Raw genomic sequence first — 18,022 nt, forward strand, 5'->3', positions numbered from 1 at the left:
TCAGCAGGGCTTTGTTGTTTATGAATCGTGATTTTGATGAATATGGCTTTTCTGAGCCTTTGACGCGATTGAAAACCCAGTTTTAGAAAGCGCGCACTGCGGCGGCGGCGATAATGCCAGCAGCAATAGCAGGAAGCGGTTTTTTAACGATAAACATTACCACAGCGGTTGAAAATAGAGCGGCTCTCGCACCGTTGTCACCTTCGACGGCGAGAGGCGCTAAGAGGGCAATCAATACAGATCCTGACATAGCGGTGATAAAACGTTGCACGCGTTCGCTAATCGGAATGAATGACATCACATAAACGCCACCCCAGCGAGTTGCCAGAGTTACCAATCCCATTGCGATAATGATAAACAGCGTGCCGCCTAAGCTTGTTTCGATGTTCATGCTTTTTTCTCCTTCCAACAAGCCCCTAAAATACCGCCAGCGATTGCGCCGACAACGACATGGCTGTTTTCTGGCAAATACCAGTAAGCCATCAGTGATGAAGCTGCTGCCATACCCCAAATCGCGAAGATACGCAGATTTTTAGGGCCGCCTGCAACCATAGAAAGTAAAAAGCAACCCATGACCATATCAAGGCCAAGACTGACTGGATCTTTGATGGCTCCACCAAAGTAGATCCCCATCCACGTGCCGACAATCCAGAAGCCCCAAAGCGCAAGCCCTCCGCCGACCAACAAACCAAACCCAGGCTCTTTCTTGCCAAATGCGTTCATCGCCATTGCCCAGTTCGCATCGGAGGCAAGCAACATAATGCCATAGCGCTTATGTGGCGGTAGCTGTCTCAGCCAAGGGTAGAGCGTCGCACCCATCAGAAGGTGGCGAGCATTGATGGCAAACACAGTAATCAAAACCGGTACAAGTGGTACTTCAGCTCCCCACATTTCTAATGTGGCAAACTGAGACGCACCAGCAAAGACGAGCGTACTCATTAAAAGAGTCGGAAAGGCGTCTAAGCCGGTTTGCACCGCAGCAACCCCAAAGGCGAGGCCAAAGACCACCACAAAAAAGGAAAGCGGTAAAAGCTGAGTAAATCCACCCCAGACGTCAGCCCGAGTGAACTCATGTAGATCCCCAGAAGATCGAGGAAAAGAGGATGTATTTTCTGTCATAAATGTACCTAGCCGGCAGCAAAGTCGGGAGAAGCCCCAAATGGGTATTGTTGTGATTTTGTAAACTGCATGTTTAACATCAATTGGATGGGCTTTCAAACACAACCAGAATGTGGTTTTCGTCGCAGACAACAAGATGACATTAACGTTATCGGTGTTTCAGGGCTTTTTGAGCGAAAAAAGAAAGCGAGCACGAAGCTCGCTTTGAGTTAGGAAGTGTTTAAAAAGGAAGTCGTAAGACTACTTCACGTACACACGAGGGTTTGATGTGCCCCAAATGGTGTAAAGTTCTGGGAAGATCACGTCGGCGTTCTTCTCGATTTCTGCGGCATTGATGGTTTGAGATTTTTGGTTGCCGAACAGAACGACCTCAGAACCCGGCTTCACGCCTTTGATATCGGAAACGTCGATCATTGTTGTATTCATTGACGTTACTCCAACCACTTTTGCACGTTGACCATTAATCAGCACGTCTGCCGTATTGCCCATTTTTCTTGGGTAACCGTCAGAGTAACCGACAGGAAGGTTCGCCATTACGCTTTCTTTAGTGGTTGTAAAGCTGCTGTCGTAACCCACAGTGCTGTTTTTCGGTAGGTGGTGCAGTGATGCTACGCGTGTTTTGAAAGACACGATAGAAGGGTATTCAAGGTTAGTTGGTAGGTCACCGTAAAGCACACCACCAGGACGAACCATATCAAGTTGAGCTTCTGGTACGTTAAGCGCTGTGTACGAGTTTGCTACGTGCAGAAAAATGTTTTCGCGTTTTAGATCCGCTTTTTCAATTAGCCATGCCGAGCTTTCTTTGAATGAGCCAAGTTTCGCGCGTACTTCTTCTGCGTTGTAATTCGGGAAGTGCGTCATGATACCGACAATCTCAACGCCAGATTGCTTAGCAATCGCAAGGGCTTCCTTTTTGCCGTTTTCTGTCGTCATGTCAATGCCGTTACGACCCATACCGCCGTCGTTAAGCGCAAGGTGAACTTTGACTGTCTTGTTTGCTTTTTTAGAGAGTGCAGCGATCGCCTTTGCTTGATCAAGCGTGCCGATTAGCTCTTCAACATTAAGATCAAGTGCACCTTCAATTTCGCCAATCTCTGCTGAGCGAACACGCATTAATTGACCTTTAAAGCCGCTGTCGCGCACGACTTGTGCTTCTGCATTACTTGCGATCGCTACGCAAGGAATTTGCTGTTCTATGATAGTTGGCATTAAGCCTGCGATACCGTTGCCATAGGCGTCAGCTTTCATCACCGCACAGATTTTAGTCTGGTCACTCATGTGTGACTTAAACTGCTCGATGTTTTGCTTAAACTGACCTAAATCGATTTCTAGCCAAGTGTTGGATGATTGAATTTGACTCTCTTGGTCTAACGTCGTTTGAAGCTGGAGTGGAGCTGCGATTGAATGCATAGCAGGGGTGAACGTTGCTGCAGCAATGGCAATAGAAAGAAGAGTTTTCTTAAGGCGCATAAAACCTCCATACGCGTTTTTTTATTGTTAAAGGAAAGCGTACGAGGGAATGTACGCCAGAAAAACAAAACGCCCCAAACTGCGGAGCTTGGAGCGTTTTTGTCGAGTCGTTTTAGTTTAGCTTAAAGCGGCTCATTACATCTTGAAGAGATACGGATAGCTGGCTCAGTTCGCGGCAAGCTTGTGCAGTTTGCTCTGAACCTTGCGCGACCTCTTGAGACGCAAGATGGATGTTTTCGATGCTACGGCTTAGTTCCTCAGCAACTGAGTCTTGCTGGTTACATGCTGTTGCGATTTGACTGCCCATGTCTGAGATATCAGAAATCGCATGTTCGATGTCATTCATCAGTTGTTTTGACTGAATGCCTTGGTCAGCGCACTCGGCAATGCTTGTGCGAGAAAGCTCAGTCGCTGATTTCGCGTCTTTCGCTAGTGATTGTAGCTGCTCGATGATCGCTGTGATTTCACTTGTTGAATCTTGAGTACGGCCAGCAAGAGTACGAACTTCGTCCGCTACAACAGCAAAGCCACGGCCCGATTCACCAGCACGCGCTGCTTCAATAGCGGCGTTAAGCGCAAGCAAGTTTGTTTGATCTGCGATATCACGGATAACATCAACCACAACGTTGATTTGGTTAGATTGCTGTTCAAGCTCTGAAACTGTATCACCAGCAGCGCCGATAACATTTGCTACTTCACCAATCGCATCAACCATGCTTTGTGTTTCACGCACACCAAGTTGTGTACGGTGGTTCGCATCGTTTGCTTGGCTCGCTGACTCTTCCGTGTTGCGTGCAACGTCGGCGACCGCAGCTTTCATTTCCGTCATTGCTGTTGCAACGTGCGTGATTTGTAGCTGTTGGTCTTTCATGCCAGAAGCAGAAAGCTCAGAGATTTGGTTCATCTCTTCTACTGCACTGCTCAATTGCGTTACAGCGGCAATAACGTTGTCGATAACTTGGCGTAGGTCGTTTTGCATCTTAGTCGTTGCATCTGCCAACTCGCCCAGTTCATCGTTACCAATCAACTTACGATCGATGTCTTTAGAAAGGTCACCTTTCGCAATCGAGTTTGCTTGTTCCACAACAAGTTGTAGTGGGCCACAAATCAAACGCGTTAGAACAAGCGTCATAACAATCATGATCACTAGAATGGTCACGTTGCTCGCGATGGATGAGTTGCTCAAACCGTTCACTGAAGAAAGGATGTGATTTTTGTTGCTGTCCATTGCGACTTTCAACAAGCGGATTAGCTCGTTTAGATCAGAATCGACGGCTTCGAAGTCGTTTAAAGAGTTAGATAGAACAGCGAGCGCTTCGGTTTTGTTGCCTGCTAACATCGACTCATTGTATTGGTCCATAGTAACTAAGTACTGTTTCCATTGACGCATTAGGCGTTGGAACGTTTGTTGTTCTTCACCTGGCCAAATGGTTGAGCCGTAAGCTTCAAGTTCTTTGCTGATCTTTTCGCGTTCACGGATGTTACTTGCGATTTTGTTTCTGATCTTATCTGCGTCCTTATAGGTGTAAGTAGCAAATTGAGAGCGACGCCAGTGAGAAAGATCATCTCGGATCGCATCCACTCTTTCCATTGCTGGAAGAGTGTCATCAGTATAGTTTAAAAGCTCAGATTTGATTTCTTTGAGCTCTTTAGACAAAAACACGCCAAATACAATATTAATAAGCGCAATCAGTAAAAAAGAGAGCGAAATTTTCTTCGCAATAGATAGGTTTCTGATAGACATTGGTGATATACCTTGTTTTTTTTTATGCAGTGTCGTCAAAGTAAACCACGTCCTTATATGTGATATTGATCCATTAAATTACTGCAACACATTTAAAGTATCATTAATCGAAACGATTTTCGATAACGCATTGAGCTTTTCAAAAAAATAAATTATGTCAATGGTTTTATAATGGTAAGACCAGGCGTTTTATGCATTTACGTGTAACAAATTGTTGAAAATGAAAGGACGCTTCCATTTTTACGGGGTGTTAACGATGTGCTTAATGCACAAAAGGTGAGGGAAGTACCGGAATTGTTGTGCATGGATATGATAAGAGCGCGATGCGACGCTTGCTGAATTTATTGTTTTACTCATTTGGTGACGAAAATGTGTGCTGATTGATCGTCAATTAAACTTGTTAGCGTGCTTTTTAATCGTTTGAATCAAAAAGGTAAAATTTATTGTTGACCAGATAAATTAATCCGTTAAAGTACGCCTCGTTCTCACGGCACAGGCCGCTGAGAGATGGTGTTACCATCGCAAAGATTTGCGTTGCCCTGGTGGTGGAATTGGTAGACACAAGGGATTTAAAATCCCTCGGCGTTCGCGCTGTGCCGGTTCAAGTCCGGCCCGGGGCACCATCAAAACGATGTATGGATTTCAAATTCAGTTTTAAAGCATCGTTCTCATGACAATGAGAAAACAATCAGGTAAGGCGCGTTGGCAGAGTGGCTATGCAGCGGATTGCAAATCCGTGGACCTCGGTTCGACTCCGGGACGCGCCTCCATTATTTCGAAAGCCAGTCTCTTATGACTGGCTTTTCTCGTTTCTAGTGCTCGCAAATCGCTTCTTCTCTTCTCTTCTCTTCTCTTCGCTTTGTTTCATTCGTATCCGTATCACCAAACTCATTTGATCGTCATTCAATATTTTACACACGCTAATTATTGATTTTATAAATGTTAATCAACTCAATAATTGTATGGGGTGATTGGTGTTAATTTCTCTTCGATTGTAATCCGAACTTTCTGTCTTACAGACAATACGTTAGCAAGTTTTATGTGTTGCTATTGCAGCTGCATGGTAGGTCAGAAAGCGGGTTTTAGTCCTTTAACGTGAGAGAAAAATAATGAAAATATTCAAATTAAAACGCACTTTTTTACCGCTAACCTTGCTGCTCAGTGCTCCTGCCTTTGCCGGGCAAAATGGCACCATGATGCAGTACTTTCATTGGTACGTACCTAATGATGGCGCATTATGGACGCAGGTTGAAAGCAATGCTCCAGCACTCGCTGAAAACGGTTTTACAGCGCTCTGGCTACCGCCAGCTTACAAAGGCGCGGGCGGCAGTAATGATGTCGGTTATGGCGTCTACGATATGTACGATTTAGGTGAGTTTGATCAAAAAGGCTCAGTACGAACCAAATACGGTACCAAGGCTCAGTACATCTCTGCAATCAATGCCGCGCACAACAACAGTATCCAAATCTACGGAGACGTTGTGTTTAACCATCGTGGTGGCGCTGATGGGAAGTCGTGGGTCGATACCAAGCGCGTTGATTGGGACAACCGCAATATTGAACTGGGCGACAAATGGATTGAAGCTTGGGTTGAGTTTAATTTTCCTGGCCGCAACGACAAATACTCGAACTTTCATTGGACTTGGTATCACTTTGACGGTGTTGACTGGGATGACGCCGGCAAAGAAAAAGCGATCTTTAAATTCAAAGGCGAAGGAAAAGCATGGGATTGGGAAGTCAGCTCTGAAAAAGGCAATTACGACTACCTAATGTACGCCGATTTAGACATGGATCACCCAGAAGTTAAACAAGAGCTGAAAGATTGGGGTGAGTGGTACATCAACATGACCGGCGTTGATGGCTTTAGAATGGATGCCGTTAAGCACATTAAATATCAGTATCTACAAGAGTGGATTGATCATTTACGTTGGAAAACAGGCAAAGAGCTTTTCACCGTTGGTGAGTATTGGAATTACGACGTAAATCAACTGCATAACTTTATTACTAAGACCTCTGGCAGTATGTCGTTGTTCGATGCGCCGCTTCACATGAACTTCTACAATGCGTCAAAATCTGGCGGCAATTACGATATGCGCCAAATCATGAATGGCACGTTGATGAAGGACAACCCAGTCAAAGCAGTGACTCTCGTAGAAAACCACGATACGCAGCCACTGCAGGCGTTAGAGTCGACAGTAGATTGGTGGTTCAAGCCTCTTGCTTACGCATTCATTTTATTGCGTGAAGAAGGTTATCCATCGGTGTTCTACGCAGATTACTACGGCGCGCAGTACAGCGACAAAGGCTACAACATTAATATGGCCAAAGTGCCTTACATTGAAGAACTTGTAACACTGCGTAAAGAGTATGCGTATGGCAAACAGAATTCTTATCTCGACCATTGGGATGTGATTGGCTGGACCCGAGAGGGCGATGCTGAACATCCAAACTCAATGGCGGTGATCATGAGTGATGGACCGGGCGGCACAAAATGGATGTATACCGGTAAGCCAAGCACGCGCTATGTCGACAAGCTGGGTATCCGAACTGAAGAAGTTTGGACCGATGCCAATGGCTGGGCAGAATTTCCTGTCAATGGTGGTTCAGTCTCGGTTTGGGTGGGCGTTAAGTAACGTCGTCCTGTGATTTTGATACAGAACATGCAAATTTCAATGAAACATTACATTTAATCAAGGTGTTATTTGATATTCATGTAACAAATGCGTAACTTATATTTGAGCATTATCTAGAGGAATATAAAGAATGGAATCTATTGCTGATGTATTGGTTGTCGCCATTGTGTTTGGTGCCATTTTTGGAGGCGGGATCGTCAAGTTGATCTTAAATCATCGTAAAGAAGTTCGAGCGTTAGAGATTTCTGAGCGAAATACGATGAGCCAAGAAGAGCAAGAAAGCCTCAAAAAGCAAATTGGCGAGTTAAAACGACGCGTTGAAGTGCTAGAGAGAATCGTCACCGACAGCAAATATCAACTTGAGAAAGAAATTGCTTCACTGTAATTCAAATCTTAGAAAAAGCCGGATCAGTCCGGCTTTTTTATGTCTATCGTTTGGTTTTTCAGTCAACGTTCATCGAAAAAGTCTTTGTTTCGGATGTACTTACTCATTAAATGGTAAGAAAACGGACGAATCAGCCAACTAAACAGTGAACGCCCGAGGCGAATGAGTGTCGGCGTGTTCTCATAAATTCTGCCATTGTACAGCCACAGCATTTTTCCGACGTGCCAGTAAAGAAAAGGCACCGGAGGCATGAAAGTCACAATATCGATATCACAACAAATTCGGTAGGTTTTATGCGCCAGACGATAGCGGCGTTTGAACGTCCAGTCACCAATGGCGGGCTGCCCGAAAGTCACAACGCGCTTGATGCTTTTCGGATACTTCTTTTCTATGTAATCCGCAAACACGCTACCAATTGCACCACCAGAAGAGTGGCCTGTCACCGAAATGCGCTTGCCTTGCAGAATAAGCGGGACAACGGTTGCTTCTAGCCGTTCTATCACGCTCAAACCTAAGCGGTCTTCGTTTCTACTAGGTAAACTTTCTTGGAACAATAGGTGATAAAACCCTGCGTGAATACGGTAGTTGAGACCTAATCGACGGCAGCTTCGTGTCCACATTGCAAAGTTGAGCAACCAATCGGTAATGCTGTGAGAACCTTTAATAACGACCACGACTTCATCGCGGTTTTTGCTCCACAGTACGCGAATCATAATCTTGCCGTGTTCGTTTCGAATGACTCGCTGACCATTGGGATCGAAGCCATAACGTGTTTGTTTAAAGACTCTTGGATACGCGAGGTTGCACAGTACGGCGTAGCGTTCGTATTGGTATCGTTTTAGTGGTTTCACGTTGTCTTACTTAAAACTGTCCAACCTTATACTCTAGTGAGCGAGTGTGAAGAACACGTGAACATCAGCAGAATGTTTATTGGTTCAATCCTCGCGGTTAACGGTAAATCTCTAACGTTGAAGCGTCATTGATAAATGAATCAAAACTTTTTAGACGAAGTAAGGTAGATTGCCGAGACTGCTCATGGGCCTGTTTTATTTCCTTAATCAGAGATTTGAGTACTTGGCGATCTGGTTTGTTGTAGCGTTTGTCTTTGCGGAGCTGGGTGAAAAACGCAATTTGAGTCGAAGTGTCATTGAAGTTGCCGAGCTTGTCTTGAAGTAGCTTAAGTTGCTTCACGTTTTCTTTGTGTTGTTGTGCGGGATAGAGAGCAGAGAAGCACTCCAGCAGGTAGCGCAGAGCTTTGCATTTAATGCGTAATGTGTGAATAACATCGTCTTTACTCGCGGGCGAGATTTTTCTTTGTGAGTTATTTACTTTTCTAAACTGGTCGACAATCTTTTGATTTGCGAACGTCACTAATTCAATGTCGTTTTTTAGCAAGTCGTATTGTTTAGTTCGCTCAAGGCTGTTTCGAACCATAGCGCAATGCGCTTGGTAAGCAAGTGATGCCAACCAACTTGCTACGCGCACTTGTTCAGCATTCTTCATGGCATCAATATCCGCGAAAATGCGCGTTAATGATGAATGCTGTTCTGGCAACATCGCAAGATACTGGTTGGTGTCTAAAGTGAATACATCTAGGTCTCGCAATAAGTTCGTTTGTTTCATTAATGTCTTTAAATGAGGCTTGAGGATGGATAACTCAAAACAGGGGATGACTTCGCTGAGTAAAACGCATAAAGAGCGCATGCGTCGTAACGTGACGCGATATTGATGTGTAAATTCAGGGTGAAGGTTATCCATGATCCCTTGCTCTAACGAACGAGCATACTCAAACTCTCTCGCAAGAAATTCAGGCAATACAAAGCAGAGTTCGGAATCGAGATGCAGTGGCAATCGACTTGAAGATTTTGGTGGGGCGCTCATGGTTTTCCTCCAACATACTTAGACTAAGTGTAGAGGTTGATATTGCATAGACATAAAAGTCGTTCAAATAAATCGAAATCTTACCAAGCAATAAATTAATTGTTTTAAATACATGTCGTTAGCCGATAGTCATTTTATATAAGCATAATATAACCATATTATTAACCGAATTGACTTATATCGACTCCTTTACAATACTTTTTACCAACTTGAAAGAAATTGCTGTCTTATCGTCAGTGTTAATAGCTATTCGGCATTTATTAATACTCAGATTAGATGGAAATCTGTAGCTTGTTGTTATTACTGATAGTTTGAATTTTCTCTAATCACTTAACAGGCATATTCTGTCAATGACATCTCAGCAAATCTTTTAATAGGGATAAGTAAAGTGCGAATTTATATTCGTACTATTTCATAGTGAGGGCGTGAGATGTTTATACAAACTGTAAGAATCGTCATACCGTTAGTATTACTGCAGTTTTTAACGGGTTGTCAGTCGGATGATAACGATAAGCTAAAGTCAGAAATTGAGTCATTAAAACAAGAGATCAGTCAACTAACAAAAGAAGTAGGAAAGATAGAAAATGAAGTGAAAGAAATGAAAGAAATGAAAGATTTGGCATTTAACCCACCCAAAAAAGAGCCACCGACTTTGCCGAATCAACCTAACTTTACTGAAGATGGCACATTGCCACTTCTGGGAAGTAAAGACGCAAAAATTGCTATTATTGAATTTTCTGATTTTCAATGTCCTTATTGTAAACGATTTACAGACAGTGCTTTTAAACAGATAAAAGAAAATTATATTGATACTGGTAAAGTTCAATATATTGCGCGCGATTTCCCGTTGAGTTTTCACGCGAAAGCCATGGGTGCTGCGATCGCAGCGACGTGTAGTCTTCACCAAAATTCCTACTGGCCAATGCGAGATATGCTGTTTAGCAATGTCAAAGACTTAGGAGACGAGCTCTATCAAAAAGCAGCCACAGATTTATCTTTGAACTTGGAAGAGTTCAATAAGTGTATGAAAGATAAATCAATTGCTAACAAAGTTGAACAAGATTTGACGTTAGGAAAATCCTTGGGCATTCGTGGTACGCCAAGTTTCTTAATTGGTCGCGTCGAAAACGATCAACTTGTAGAACCACAGATAGTAGTGGGCGCGCAGAGGTATGCAGTGTTTGAATCGCTATTAGAGCAGTTATCGAATAGCGATAAAGCAAAATAATATTTTTCATATTGAATAAAAGGCAACTAATGTTAGTTGCCTTTTATTTTATCTAAATTAACCAGTTTATTAATTTAGAGCTTTTCTTTATATATTGATATTAGGTGTCGATATTTATAGTTGTTCTGGTGAATTGAAACCACACACATAGATCTTCTTAAACCATCGATGCTTAATAATTGTTTTGTTTTTGTTAATTTTTGGTTATTTAAGATAAATTTCTTATTTTTCATGGGGTAACTTTGAGCATATATTAAAATGGCAAAGTTATATTAAGCTGAATTCATATTGGGATTGGCATTTTACTTGTAATTTAAATCTTCTTATATATTCATGCTTTAAATAAGAATGTTTGATCTTGCGATAAAAATTAATTGTTTTTGGTTGAAATTTAATCACTGTGTTTGTAGGATTTTACCTTCAAAAACCAACCTGCGCTTAAAAATAGGAAAGAGGGGTAAATTTATTGCATACAAATAAATAATTTGTCTTGTGTTACTAATGCAAGTTTAACCTAAATAATAAACGACTATTTTAGAGTTTTGCTTTTTAATTTTTGTTAAAAGGCACGGCATCTTATTGACTAATTATTAGATGTCTTTGGGGTTCTAATTCTAGCATCTATTGCTTACCTTTAACGTTTGTAGCTTTTCGAAATGAATGGAAATTCATGCATTTAGGCTAGTTATTTGCGCTCCCTAACCGTCAAGCGATCGACATGATTGCGGACTTCTGCTGCGCAAAAATTAAGAACCAAAGATAAAAATACATAAGAAATTAAGTATGTTTAATACCCATTTTAATATTGTTACTTCCAATACATTTAAACTATCAACAACGGCTCTTATCGGCCTCTTATCTCTGACATTCAACGCGACGGCGCAGTCGCAAGACATCCCACATGGACATGTGATTCAACAAGAAAAACTGGTTTCACCTACTGCCAAGGGAAAACGCCAACAGGCTCAAGATAATACCAGCGCATTAAAGCAAGCGATGGCTGATTATCGCGGTGCATCGGCGAAAAACAAACATCACTATTTAGAGCAAATGATTTCTCTTGCTCACGGTCGTCAAGCATTGCTTTCCGAGTTGTTTCAGTCAGATCCTAGCGCGGTAGCGCAGGTTGCTCTGACTGCAAAAGCTCGCAAAGGTATGCCTGAAAAAGTACAAGCTTTGCTAGAGCAGGAGCAAACGCTAGAAGGCGAACTGGAAGTCTTCTACGAAGATTATGAAGATCACAGCAAGAGCCGTCTTCGACACGTACTAAACACCTCTGAGGGACTTATTGAGGTTCACGGTTCTTCTCAATCACCAATCAACGCGATTCAGTCGGGTGCAAAAGTACGTGCGCGTGGTTGGAAGTTCAAAGACGTAGCAGATAAATTGGATGCTTTAGTCGTAGCTGACGAAGCGGATGGACTGTCTGTGTTAGCGCAAGACAGCACGGGGACGGTTACAGTATCGACTACGACGAGTTCTGCTGCGTTATCAAACACTTTTGGCGAACAGCGCACGTTGGTGCTTCTGGTTAACTTTCAAGATAATCCGCAGCAACCGTGGACCATTGATGAAGTTCAATACATGGTTTTTGGAAAGGTTAACGACTTCTACAAAGAGAACTCCTTTGGTCAGACGTGGTTGAGTGGTGATGTACACGGTTACTACACGTTGCCGATTAATAGCAGTTGTGATTACAAAGGCTTTGAAAGTTACATTACGGCAGCCGCTGAAGCGGATGGCATTGATACGTCTAGCTATTCACGCAAAGTCTATATCTATCCCAAAGTAGAGAACTGCGGTTGGTCTGGAATGGGTACCGTTGGTGGCAACCCGTCAAGAGCTTGGATTAATGGCGCATTTAGGCTGAACACGATTGGACACGAATTAGGTCACAACTTTGGCCTTCATCACGCTCAAGCATTAGAGTGCGGTACAAATACAGTCGGTGGTACGTGTTACAACTATTCGTACGGTGACACGTTGGACATTATGGGAACATCTAATGGTCATTTTAATGCCTTTAACAAAGAACAGTTAGGTTGGATTAAACCATCCGAGCAAGAGGTCATTACGGTTACCAATAGCGGCACATATTCTTTGGAACCTTATGAAACGGCGCCAGCAGGTGCAGCTAAAGGTCTAAGGATTAAACGTGGGACTGATGCGGCATCTGGACAACCATTGTGGTATTACATTGAGTACCGTCAACCTATCGGTTTTGATAGTTTTCTTGAAGGGCAAACTACAATAACGGATGGCGTCGTTTTCCACGCTGTAACTGGAGATGATTTGAGTAGTGTCCAACTGCTTGATATGACGCCTAACAGTGTGAACTCAGACCTGATTGATGCTGCCTTAATCGCGGGCAATACGTATGAGGATACAGAAGCCGGTATTACCATTACGACCGAATGGGCTGATAGCTCAGGCGCAAGTGTCCACGTTAGCTTCGCTGAGCCTATGTGTGTGCCAAGCATGCCGAGTGTTGCTGTTGTTTCCAATCAAGTTTCAGGTGTAGAGTCTGGTAGCACCGTGGGGTATTCGGTTACGGTAACTAACAATGATGGTGATGGATGCGCAACATCGAATTTCGCTATTGAGGCAAGTGCTCCAAGTGGGTGGGTGACAACGGCATCTCAGTTAAATTTGGCTCCTGGTGCGAGTGATACAGTGACGGTTGATGTGACTTCGGATCAAGCTGCGATAGACGGGACCTACGGCATTACATTCAACGTGACAAATGTTACTGATACTGACTACGACGCGAGTGCTACAGCAAATTATGTGGTTGAAACTGAGGTTGAAGCTTGTCAGCTATCGACGCCATTTCTCATCATGTCTACTAACCAAAACGGGGATTTTGAACCTGGTAGTACAGTAAGTTACACAGCGACGGTTACCAACCAAGATAGCGCAACTTGTGACGCGACTACTTTCACGCTAGCAGCAAATATTCCGAATGGATGGAGTGCGAATAGTGGTGCTATGACTTTGATTCCTGGTGAAACCCAATCTATTACAATGACAGTAACATCGAGCACTGAAGCTACTGACGGTACTTATAACATTGTTATCAATGCGAAACATTCTGCTGATGCAAGCTTGAATGCTAGCCAAGTAGTGAGTGTGAGTATTGTCGCTCCAGTCACGGAAAATAACGCTCCTGCCGCTCAAAACGATTCTGTGACGTTGACATCGAAAGATCCAGTGACTATCGATGTACTCAAGAATGACAGTGATCCCGAAGGAGATACGTTGAAGGTTATCTCAGTGACTCAAGGCGCGAAAGGAACCGTTCAAATTACATCAAATGGTCAATTGCTTTATTCTCCAGCGAAAAGCTTTAAAGGTAGCGATAGTTTTAGTTACACCATCAGTGATGGCGTGAATACGGCTTCTGCGTCGGTGAATATTGGTTTTGGTAGTTCTGATACGAGTACTTCTACGGGGAGCAAAGGCAAAGGTCGAAACAAGTAAGTTGACTTAGAAAAACAAAAATGCCAGTCAGAAGTTCTGACTGGCATTTCTTTTAAGGTAAGGTAGGCCTTACTGATTTTTAGTGCATTCAAACATTAAGGTTGAATCACATCTTGAGTTTGAACCGTAACTTCCACTTCTGCAGCTCGAATACTACCGTCATCATCCAGCACTTCTATAACAATACCATCATCTGCACCAGAGGCGCTGAAGGTATCGAAAATACCAAGTGCATTGAAGAGTTGAACACGAACGAAACAAGCATAGGTCTCGCCAGCAGGAATCGTTTGTCCAACATTACAGTAACCATCAAGCAATTGTTGGAATGCAGAGTCAAGCACACCTTCAATGCTCGTACCAGAGTCATCGAAGATTCTGAATAGAGTACCTACATCAACATCACCAGGGGTGGTTGCGTCAGGAATACTCACACCGCGAATCGACATTTTGTTCAAAGTAATGTCTTCAAAAGTACTGCTGTTGGTTACTTTGACAAATACGTTGGCATGGAAACCGAAGTTAGCTTCAAATTGCGGAAGCACATTATCAAAGTTCACTTGAGCAGTATCTTCGTTCGATTTGGTCTCAGGTTCACTTGCATCATTTGGATCGCGTTTAGCTGTGACGAATGCAGTATTTAGCAAGAATGTGTCGTCGTAATCTGTATTTGGATCGTTTGAACCATTACCAGTTACATCAGCGACTAAGGTACACATGTAAGGTGTGCCATATTCAATCACTTGAGGGAACGAACACTCATCGCTTCGTTGAGTTGAAGAAGCACTTGCTCTCACGCTGCTAAATAGCACGTCATCCGTCAACGAAATCACGGTCAAGTCTTCTTTGGTTACCGCATTAGCATTGGTCATCGTAAATCGGTAAACGACCTCATCTCCCGGTTCATCCACGTTGATAGATTGCATGAACGAAGCTGAATCGATAGCTGGTGTTGGAACGTTTGCGTCTACAGACACGGCAACATCTTTGACAAGCGTAATCATTGGTTCGGCACGAGTCACACTGACTACCGCCATATCGTTCGCTGCACGAGCCTCATTGTCGTTGATAATGACGTTTACGGTATTGGTGTAGGTACTACCATCCGCAACAGTGACATCGACAGTATATCGACAAGTGAAGGAACCAGTCATTTTCGCTAACGGTGTATCGCTGTTAGGATTATCTGGAGCCGTATTACAGGCTGGAGAACCCGTGCTGTCAGCTAACAGATTAATATCGTCGGCCAAGTTTCCTGGTGTACCGTTATCATCGACAAGTTGGATTACCCATGCCGAGTCAACTGTACTTAGATTGGTCACAGTAACTTCATAGGTGATAAGTCCTTCATCATCAATATACCAAGCGCCAGCTACATTACGTAAACCTGGGCCGCTGATAGGGGTTTTAGTGATATCTACGGCTGGGTCGACGTTGATCATTTTAACTGTAACGACATTCGAACAGTTACCATCATCGTTTGTCGCATCACCATCGGTAGGGTCACAGGTATCATCGCCAATTACAGTGCCACGACCTTCATTATCGGTAGCGCTAAAGCGAATGAAGTTTTGATAAAGCTCCTCAGGTTGTCCCGCAGCGTTTGCTGTGGTTGGGGCAGGATCATCTGGGAGATCTTCATCATTGATCTGAACGTAGAAACTACAAGAAGTACTTGGAGTTGTATCAGTTAGTATGATTGGATAACTGAGTGACTTACAAGTATTCGGGTTACCCGCAGTGTCTAGCAGATTAAGCGTACCTTGGTTGTCTGCACCGCCAGTTAAATCAAACTGTTCAAAGATCGAACCGTCTGTGCTTGAACGATAGATATCGGAAAGGCTCGTGATTTGAACTGCTGAACCGGCAGCTTTAGTAATCGTCAAAGTATATTTGAACGTACCTGCTGGCTCGTTGCTGCTAGCTGGCTCGACGGATTTCAACACTGTTGGTGGATTCGGTTTAATGAATACCGGAATGTTGAAGTTGTCACATTTACATTTCGATTTGTTGTTTGGAACTTGGCCAGGATAAGCGCTGTCTTCAGAACAGTTGTCGCGTTCGATGTTGTCCCACGCGGCACAGTAGTTGAAGTCAGCTTGTCCATCTAAGCCGTCATCCTCACAGATAATTTCGAATACAGCATCTTCTAGAGTGTATTCGTCAGCGGTTAGCTCAGATTTTTTAATATCACCACAGGCGTCTCCATCAAGCTGCTGGGCGACAAGAAAATCAGGGTCAAACCCACCAGCACCAACTGGTACTGGCAATAGGACACTACATGCGTCCCCATCTTGATAAATTACGTCTGGATCGACGTTCTCTTTTCGAGGTACGTAAAAGGTGGTATCCCAGCGCTCTGCTGCATTAGCACGCACACGAATATCTGCTTTTAATTTAAAGGTTTCCCCAAGGTACAGGTCAAATTCCCAGAGCTGCTGCCATCTGGAAGGATTATCTCTTTAGGAATGACCTGCGTAATCTCAACGTCGTTCGCGGTACAGTTTAGAGCTTCACCTAACGTACCTTTCATACCAGAACCGCCAGTATCGAAGTACGCGTCCGCCATACAGCTGTTTGCTGAATTAGCGGGATCAGGATAAATAGGTTGCTCGGTTAATGCATTCGCAGGTGAAGCGGTGGTTAACCCATAAAAGGCGGCAGCACTTATCAACATAGTGCTGAGTATCCCTTTATGTCGGTTGTATATTAAATGTTCCATCATCTACCTTCTTTTCTCATTGAAAGTTGATAAAAGGGCGATGTAAGTATCCAATGATGCCAACACTGGACTCCGGCATCATTGAACACACGAACTGCTGTGCCCCCTGTCCCATGACAATTGCTCCACAAAGTGTGTGTTCTGAAACTTGTATGGTGGAGCGCTTGTCGGTGCCCACTAGAGAGCAAAAAACAAACCAACACCTATTGCATTGATTTTTAAATATTTTGTGTTTTTTGAAACTGTTTCAAAAACACTTTGTGTGAACAGAGTGTTAACTTGTTGGGAAACGGTCTAGGAGATCATTCCTAGGAATTAAACGAGATATCAGTCGGTTATGGAGGGAAAGAAAAACGTGCCACTTGGGTAGTGTTCGAGTTAACAGGTGGACACTTTGTTGACAGCGAGTGAGAAAGTCATGTGTCTTGCTGTGGTTTTTTGTGCCTAACAAAGTCAATGTAGAGACTGGGGGAAGGGGATTTGAACAAGATTGTGAGGAACCGATTTGAATGATAGTTGCACTAATTGCGTGTGATTTATGCTGTTGGGATTGCTTTTTAAGCATCTGAATCAAAAAGATAAAATTTATTGTTGACCAGATAAATTAATCCGTTAAAGTGTGCCTCGTTCTCACGGCACAGGCCGATGAGAGATGGTGTTACCATCGCAAAAATTTGCGTTGCCCTGGTGGTGGAATTGGTAGACACAAGGGATTTAAAATCCCTCGGCGTTCGCGCTGTGCCGGTTCAAGTCCGGCCCGGGGCACCATCAAAACGATGTATGGATTTCAGATTCAGTTTTAAAGCATCGTTCTCATGACAATGAGAAAACAATCAGGTAAGGCGCGTTGGCAGAGTGGCTATGCAGCGGATTGCAAATCCGTGGACCTCGGTTCGACTCCGGGACGCGCCTCCATTATTTCGAAAGCCAGTCTCTTATGACTGGCTTTTCTCGTTTATAGCACCCGCAAATCATTTTCCTCTCTTGTTCTGGCTACAATTAATTATCACCATTCTGTTTGCCACATCATTATCATATTCAAAGTGTATTTCCATTTTTTCTACAGAATAAAACTATTTATCTTGTTCAATTTTTTATTCACAGGTAGGAATTGAATAGTAGAGTGAAGCTTATATATTTCTTCGAGTGATTTTATTGTTGTCATCATTTTATATCTATTATGTTCATATAAATGCCACCTTAAATATAAAGTTCACACTTGGTGTGTAATGTGATTAATGTTTTTATTTTGTTTGTTAATTGTTATTCTTTGTTGTTGTCTTAAGGTAAGGCTTTGAAATGTGGTCAGTAAAAAAACCAATAGCAGTTGAGTGAGAACAGTTTTGCGCTCATTTTCTATTTT

General features: G+C 43.2%; 12 protein-coding genes and 4 tRNA genes. 8 read left to right on the forward strand and 8 right to left on the reverse strand.

Features of this window, described 5'->3' with window-relative positions:
- Window positions 1-82: 82 nt before the first annotated feature.
- From NL646_RS01335 to NL646_RS01350, 4 genes are all read right to left on the reverse strand, one after another.
- Window positions 83-391, reverse strand: a complete 309-nt coding sequence (locus NL646_RS01335) for an AzlD family protein (RefSeq protein WP_005460963.1) — start codon at window positions 389-391, stop codon at window positions 83-85.
- Entirely contained in the window at window positions 388-1,119 is a 732-nt protein-coding gene (locus tag NL646_RS01340) for an AzlC family ABC transporter permease (RefSeq protein ID WP_053048130.1), read from the reverse strand. Before NL646_RS01340 ends, NL646_RS01335 begins: the two co-directional genes overlap by 4 nt.
- 240 nt (window positions 1,120-1,359) lie before the next feature.
- Window positions 1,360-2,589: an alanine racemase gene (gene alr / locus NL646_RS01345; protein ID WP_253663742.1), complete on the reverse strand. Its 1,230-nt coding sequence runs from the start codon at window positions 2,587-2,589 to the stop codon at window positions 1,360-1,362.
- A gap of 112 nt (window positions 2,590-2,701) precedes the next feature.
- Window positions 2,702-4,333, reverse strand: coding sequence for a methyl-accepting chemotaxis protein (locus NL646_RS01350; RefSeq protein WP_021452312.1), 1,632 nt, complete (start codon window positions 4,331-4,333; stop codon window positions 2,702-2,704).
- 536 nt (window positions 4,334-4,869) lie between these two features.
- On the opposite strand from NL646_RS01350, the gene NL646_RS01355 reads away from it, so the two are divergent.
- The 4 genes from NL646_RS01355 (at window position 4,870) to NL646_RS01370 (ending at window position 7,351) form a co-directional block, all read left to right on the forward strand.
- Window positions 4,870-4,956, forward strand: a tRNA-Leu gene (locus NL646_RS01355).
- 73 nt (window positions 4,957-5,029) lie between these two features.
- Window positions 5,030-5,103, forward strand: a tRNA-Cys gene (locus NL646_RS01360).
- A 339-nt stretch (window positions 5,104-5,442) separates the two neighbouring features.
- On the forward strand, window positions 5,443-6,966 hold the full coding sequence (gene amyS / locus NL646_RS01365) for an alpha-amylase (RefSeq protein WP_140153387.1): 1,524 nt from the start codon (window positions 5,443-5,445) through the stop codon (window positions 6,964-6,966).
- Between the two features lie 130 nt (window positions 6,967-7,096).
- On the forward strand, window positions 7,097-7,351 hold the full coding sequence (locus tag NL646_RS01370; RefSeq protein ID WP_005460888.1) for a hypothetical protein: 255 nt from the start codon (window positions 7,097-7,099) through the stop codon (window positions 7,349-7,351).
- 62 nt (window positions 7,352-7,413) lie between these two features.
- Here the strand turns inward: NL646_RS01370 and NL646_RS01375 are convergent, their stop codons facing one another.
- Together NL646_RS01375 and NL646_RS01380 are read right to left on the reverse strand one after the other, a co-directional pair.
- On the reverse strand, window positions 7,414-8,202 hold the full coding sequence (locus tag NL646_RS01375; RefSeq protein WP_005486315.1) for a lipase: 789 nt from the start codon (window positions 8,200-8,202) through the stop codon (window positions 7,414-7,416).
- Between the two features lie 97 nt (window positions 8,203-8,299).
- Window positions 8,300-9,232 carry a CHAD domain-containing protein gene (locus NL646_RS01380; protein ID WP_237459855.1) on the reverse strand — a complete coding sequence of 311 codons (933 nt, stop codon included), beginning with the start codon at window positions 9,230-9,232 and terminating at the stop codon, window positions 8,300-8,302.
- A gap of 430 nt (window positions 9,233-9,662) precedes the next feature.
- Here NL646_RS01380 and NL646_RS01385 point away from each other — a divergent pair, with 430 nt between their 5' ends.
- Both NL646_RS01385 and NL646_RS01390 read left to right on the forward strand, forming a co-directional pair.
- On the forward strand, window positions 9,663-10,460 hold the full coding sequence (locus tag NL646_RS01385) for a thioredoxin domain-containing protein (RefSeq protein WP_253663743.1): 798 nt from the start codon (window positions 9,663-9,665) through the stop codon (window positions 10,458-10,460).
- 783 nt (window positions 10,461-11,243) lie between these two features.
- On the forward strand, window positions 11,244-13,940 hold the full coding sequence (locus tag NL646_RS01390) for an Ig-like domain-containing protein (RefSeq protein WP_253663744.1): 2,697 nt from the start codon (window positions 11,244-11,246) through the stop codon (window positions 13,938-13,940).
- Between the two features lie 95 nt (window positions 13,941-14,035).
- On the opposite strand, the gene NL646_RS01395 is transcribed toward NL646_RS01390, so the two are convergent.
- Complete coding sequence (locus NL646_RS01395; RefSeq protein WP_236576033.1) at window positions 14,036-16,315, reverse strand: hypothetical protein; 2,280 nt, start codon at window positions 16,313-16,315, stop codon at window positions 14,036-14,038.
- Between the two features lie 14 nt (window positions 16,316-16,329).
- The gene (locus NL646_RS01400) at window positions 16,330-16,662 is read right to left on the reverse strand and encodes a hypothetical protein (RefSeq protein WP_253663745.1); all 333 of its coding nucleotides are present in this window, start codon (window positions 16,660-16,662) and stop codon (window positions 16,330-16,332) included.
- 678 nt (window positions 16,663-17,340) lie between these two features.
- On the opposite strand from NL646_RS01400, the gene NL646_RS01405 reads away from it, so the two are divergent.
- Together NL646_RS01405 and NL646_RS01410 are read left to right on the forward strand one after the other, a co-directional pair.
- Window positions 17,341-17,427, forward strand: a tRNA-Leu gene (locus NL646_RS01405).
- A gap of 73 nt (window positions 17,428-17,500) precedes the next feature.
- Window positions 17,501-17,574 (forward strand) — tRNA-Cys (locus NL646_RS01410).
- Window positions 17,575-18,022: the final 448 nt, after the last annotated feature.

It is taken from the genome of Vibrio sp. Y20_XG_PY13 (assembly GCF_024181925.1).
GTDB classification, from domain to species: domain Bacteria; phylum Pseudomonadota; class Gammaproteobacteria; order Enterobacterales; family Vibrionaceae; genus Vibrio; species Vibrio parahaemolyticus.

Bases quoted from the DNA above. Each gene is read 5' to 3' on its own strand.
- NL646_RS01335 (WP_005460963.1), bottom strand. From the start codon at position 391: ATGAACATCGAAACAAGCTTAGGCGGCACGCTGTTTATCATTATCGCA.
- NL646_RS01340 (WP_053048130.1), bottom strand. From the start codon at position 1,119: ATGACAGAAAATACATCCTCTTTTCCTCGATCTTCTGGGGATCTACAT.
- alr (WP_253663742.1), bottom strand. From the start codon at position 2,589: ATGCGCCTTAAGAAAACTCTTCTTTCTATTGCCATTGCTGCAGCAACG.
- NL646_RS01350 (WP_021452312.1), bottom strand. From the start codon at position 4,333: ATGTCTATCAGAAACCTATCTATTGCGAAGAAAATTTCGCTCTCTTTT.
- amyS (WP_140153387.1), top strand. From the start codon at position 5,443: ATGAAAATATTCAAATTAAAACGCACTTTTTTACCGCTAACCTTGCTG.
- NL646_RS01370 (WP_005460888.1), top strand. From the start codon at position 7,097: ATGGAATCTATTGCTGATGTATTGGTTGTCGCCATTGTGTTTGGTGCC.
- NL646_RS01380 (WP_237459855.1), bottom strand. From the start codon at position 9,232: ATGAGCGCCCCACCAAAATCTTCAAGTCGATTGCCACTGCATCTCGAT.
- NL646_RS01385 (WP_253663743.1), top strand. From the start codon at position 9,663: ATGTTTATACAAACTGTAAGAATCGTCATACCGTTAGTATTACTGCAG.
- NL646_RS01390 (WP_253663744.1), top strand. From the start codon at position 11,244: ATGTTTAATACCCATTTTAATATTGTTACTTCCAATACATTTAAACTA.
- NL646_RS01400 (WP_253663745.1), bottom strand. From the start codon at position 16,662: ATGATGGAACATTTAATATACAACCGACATAAAGGGATACTCAGCACT.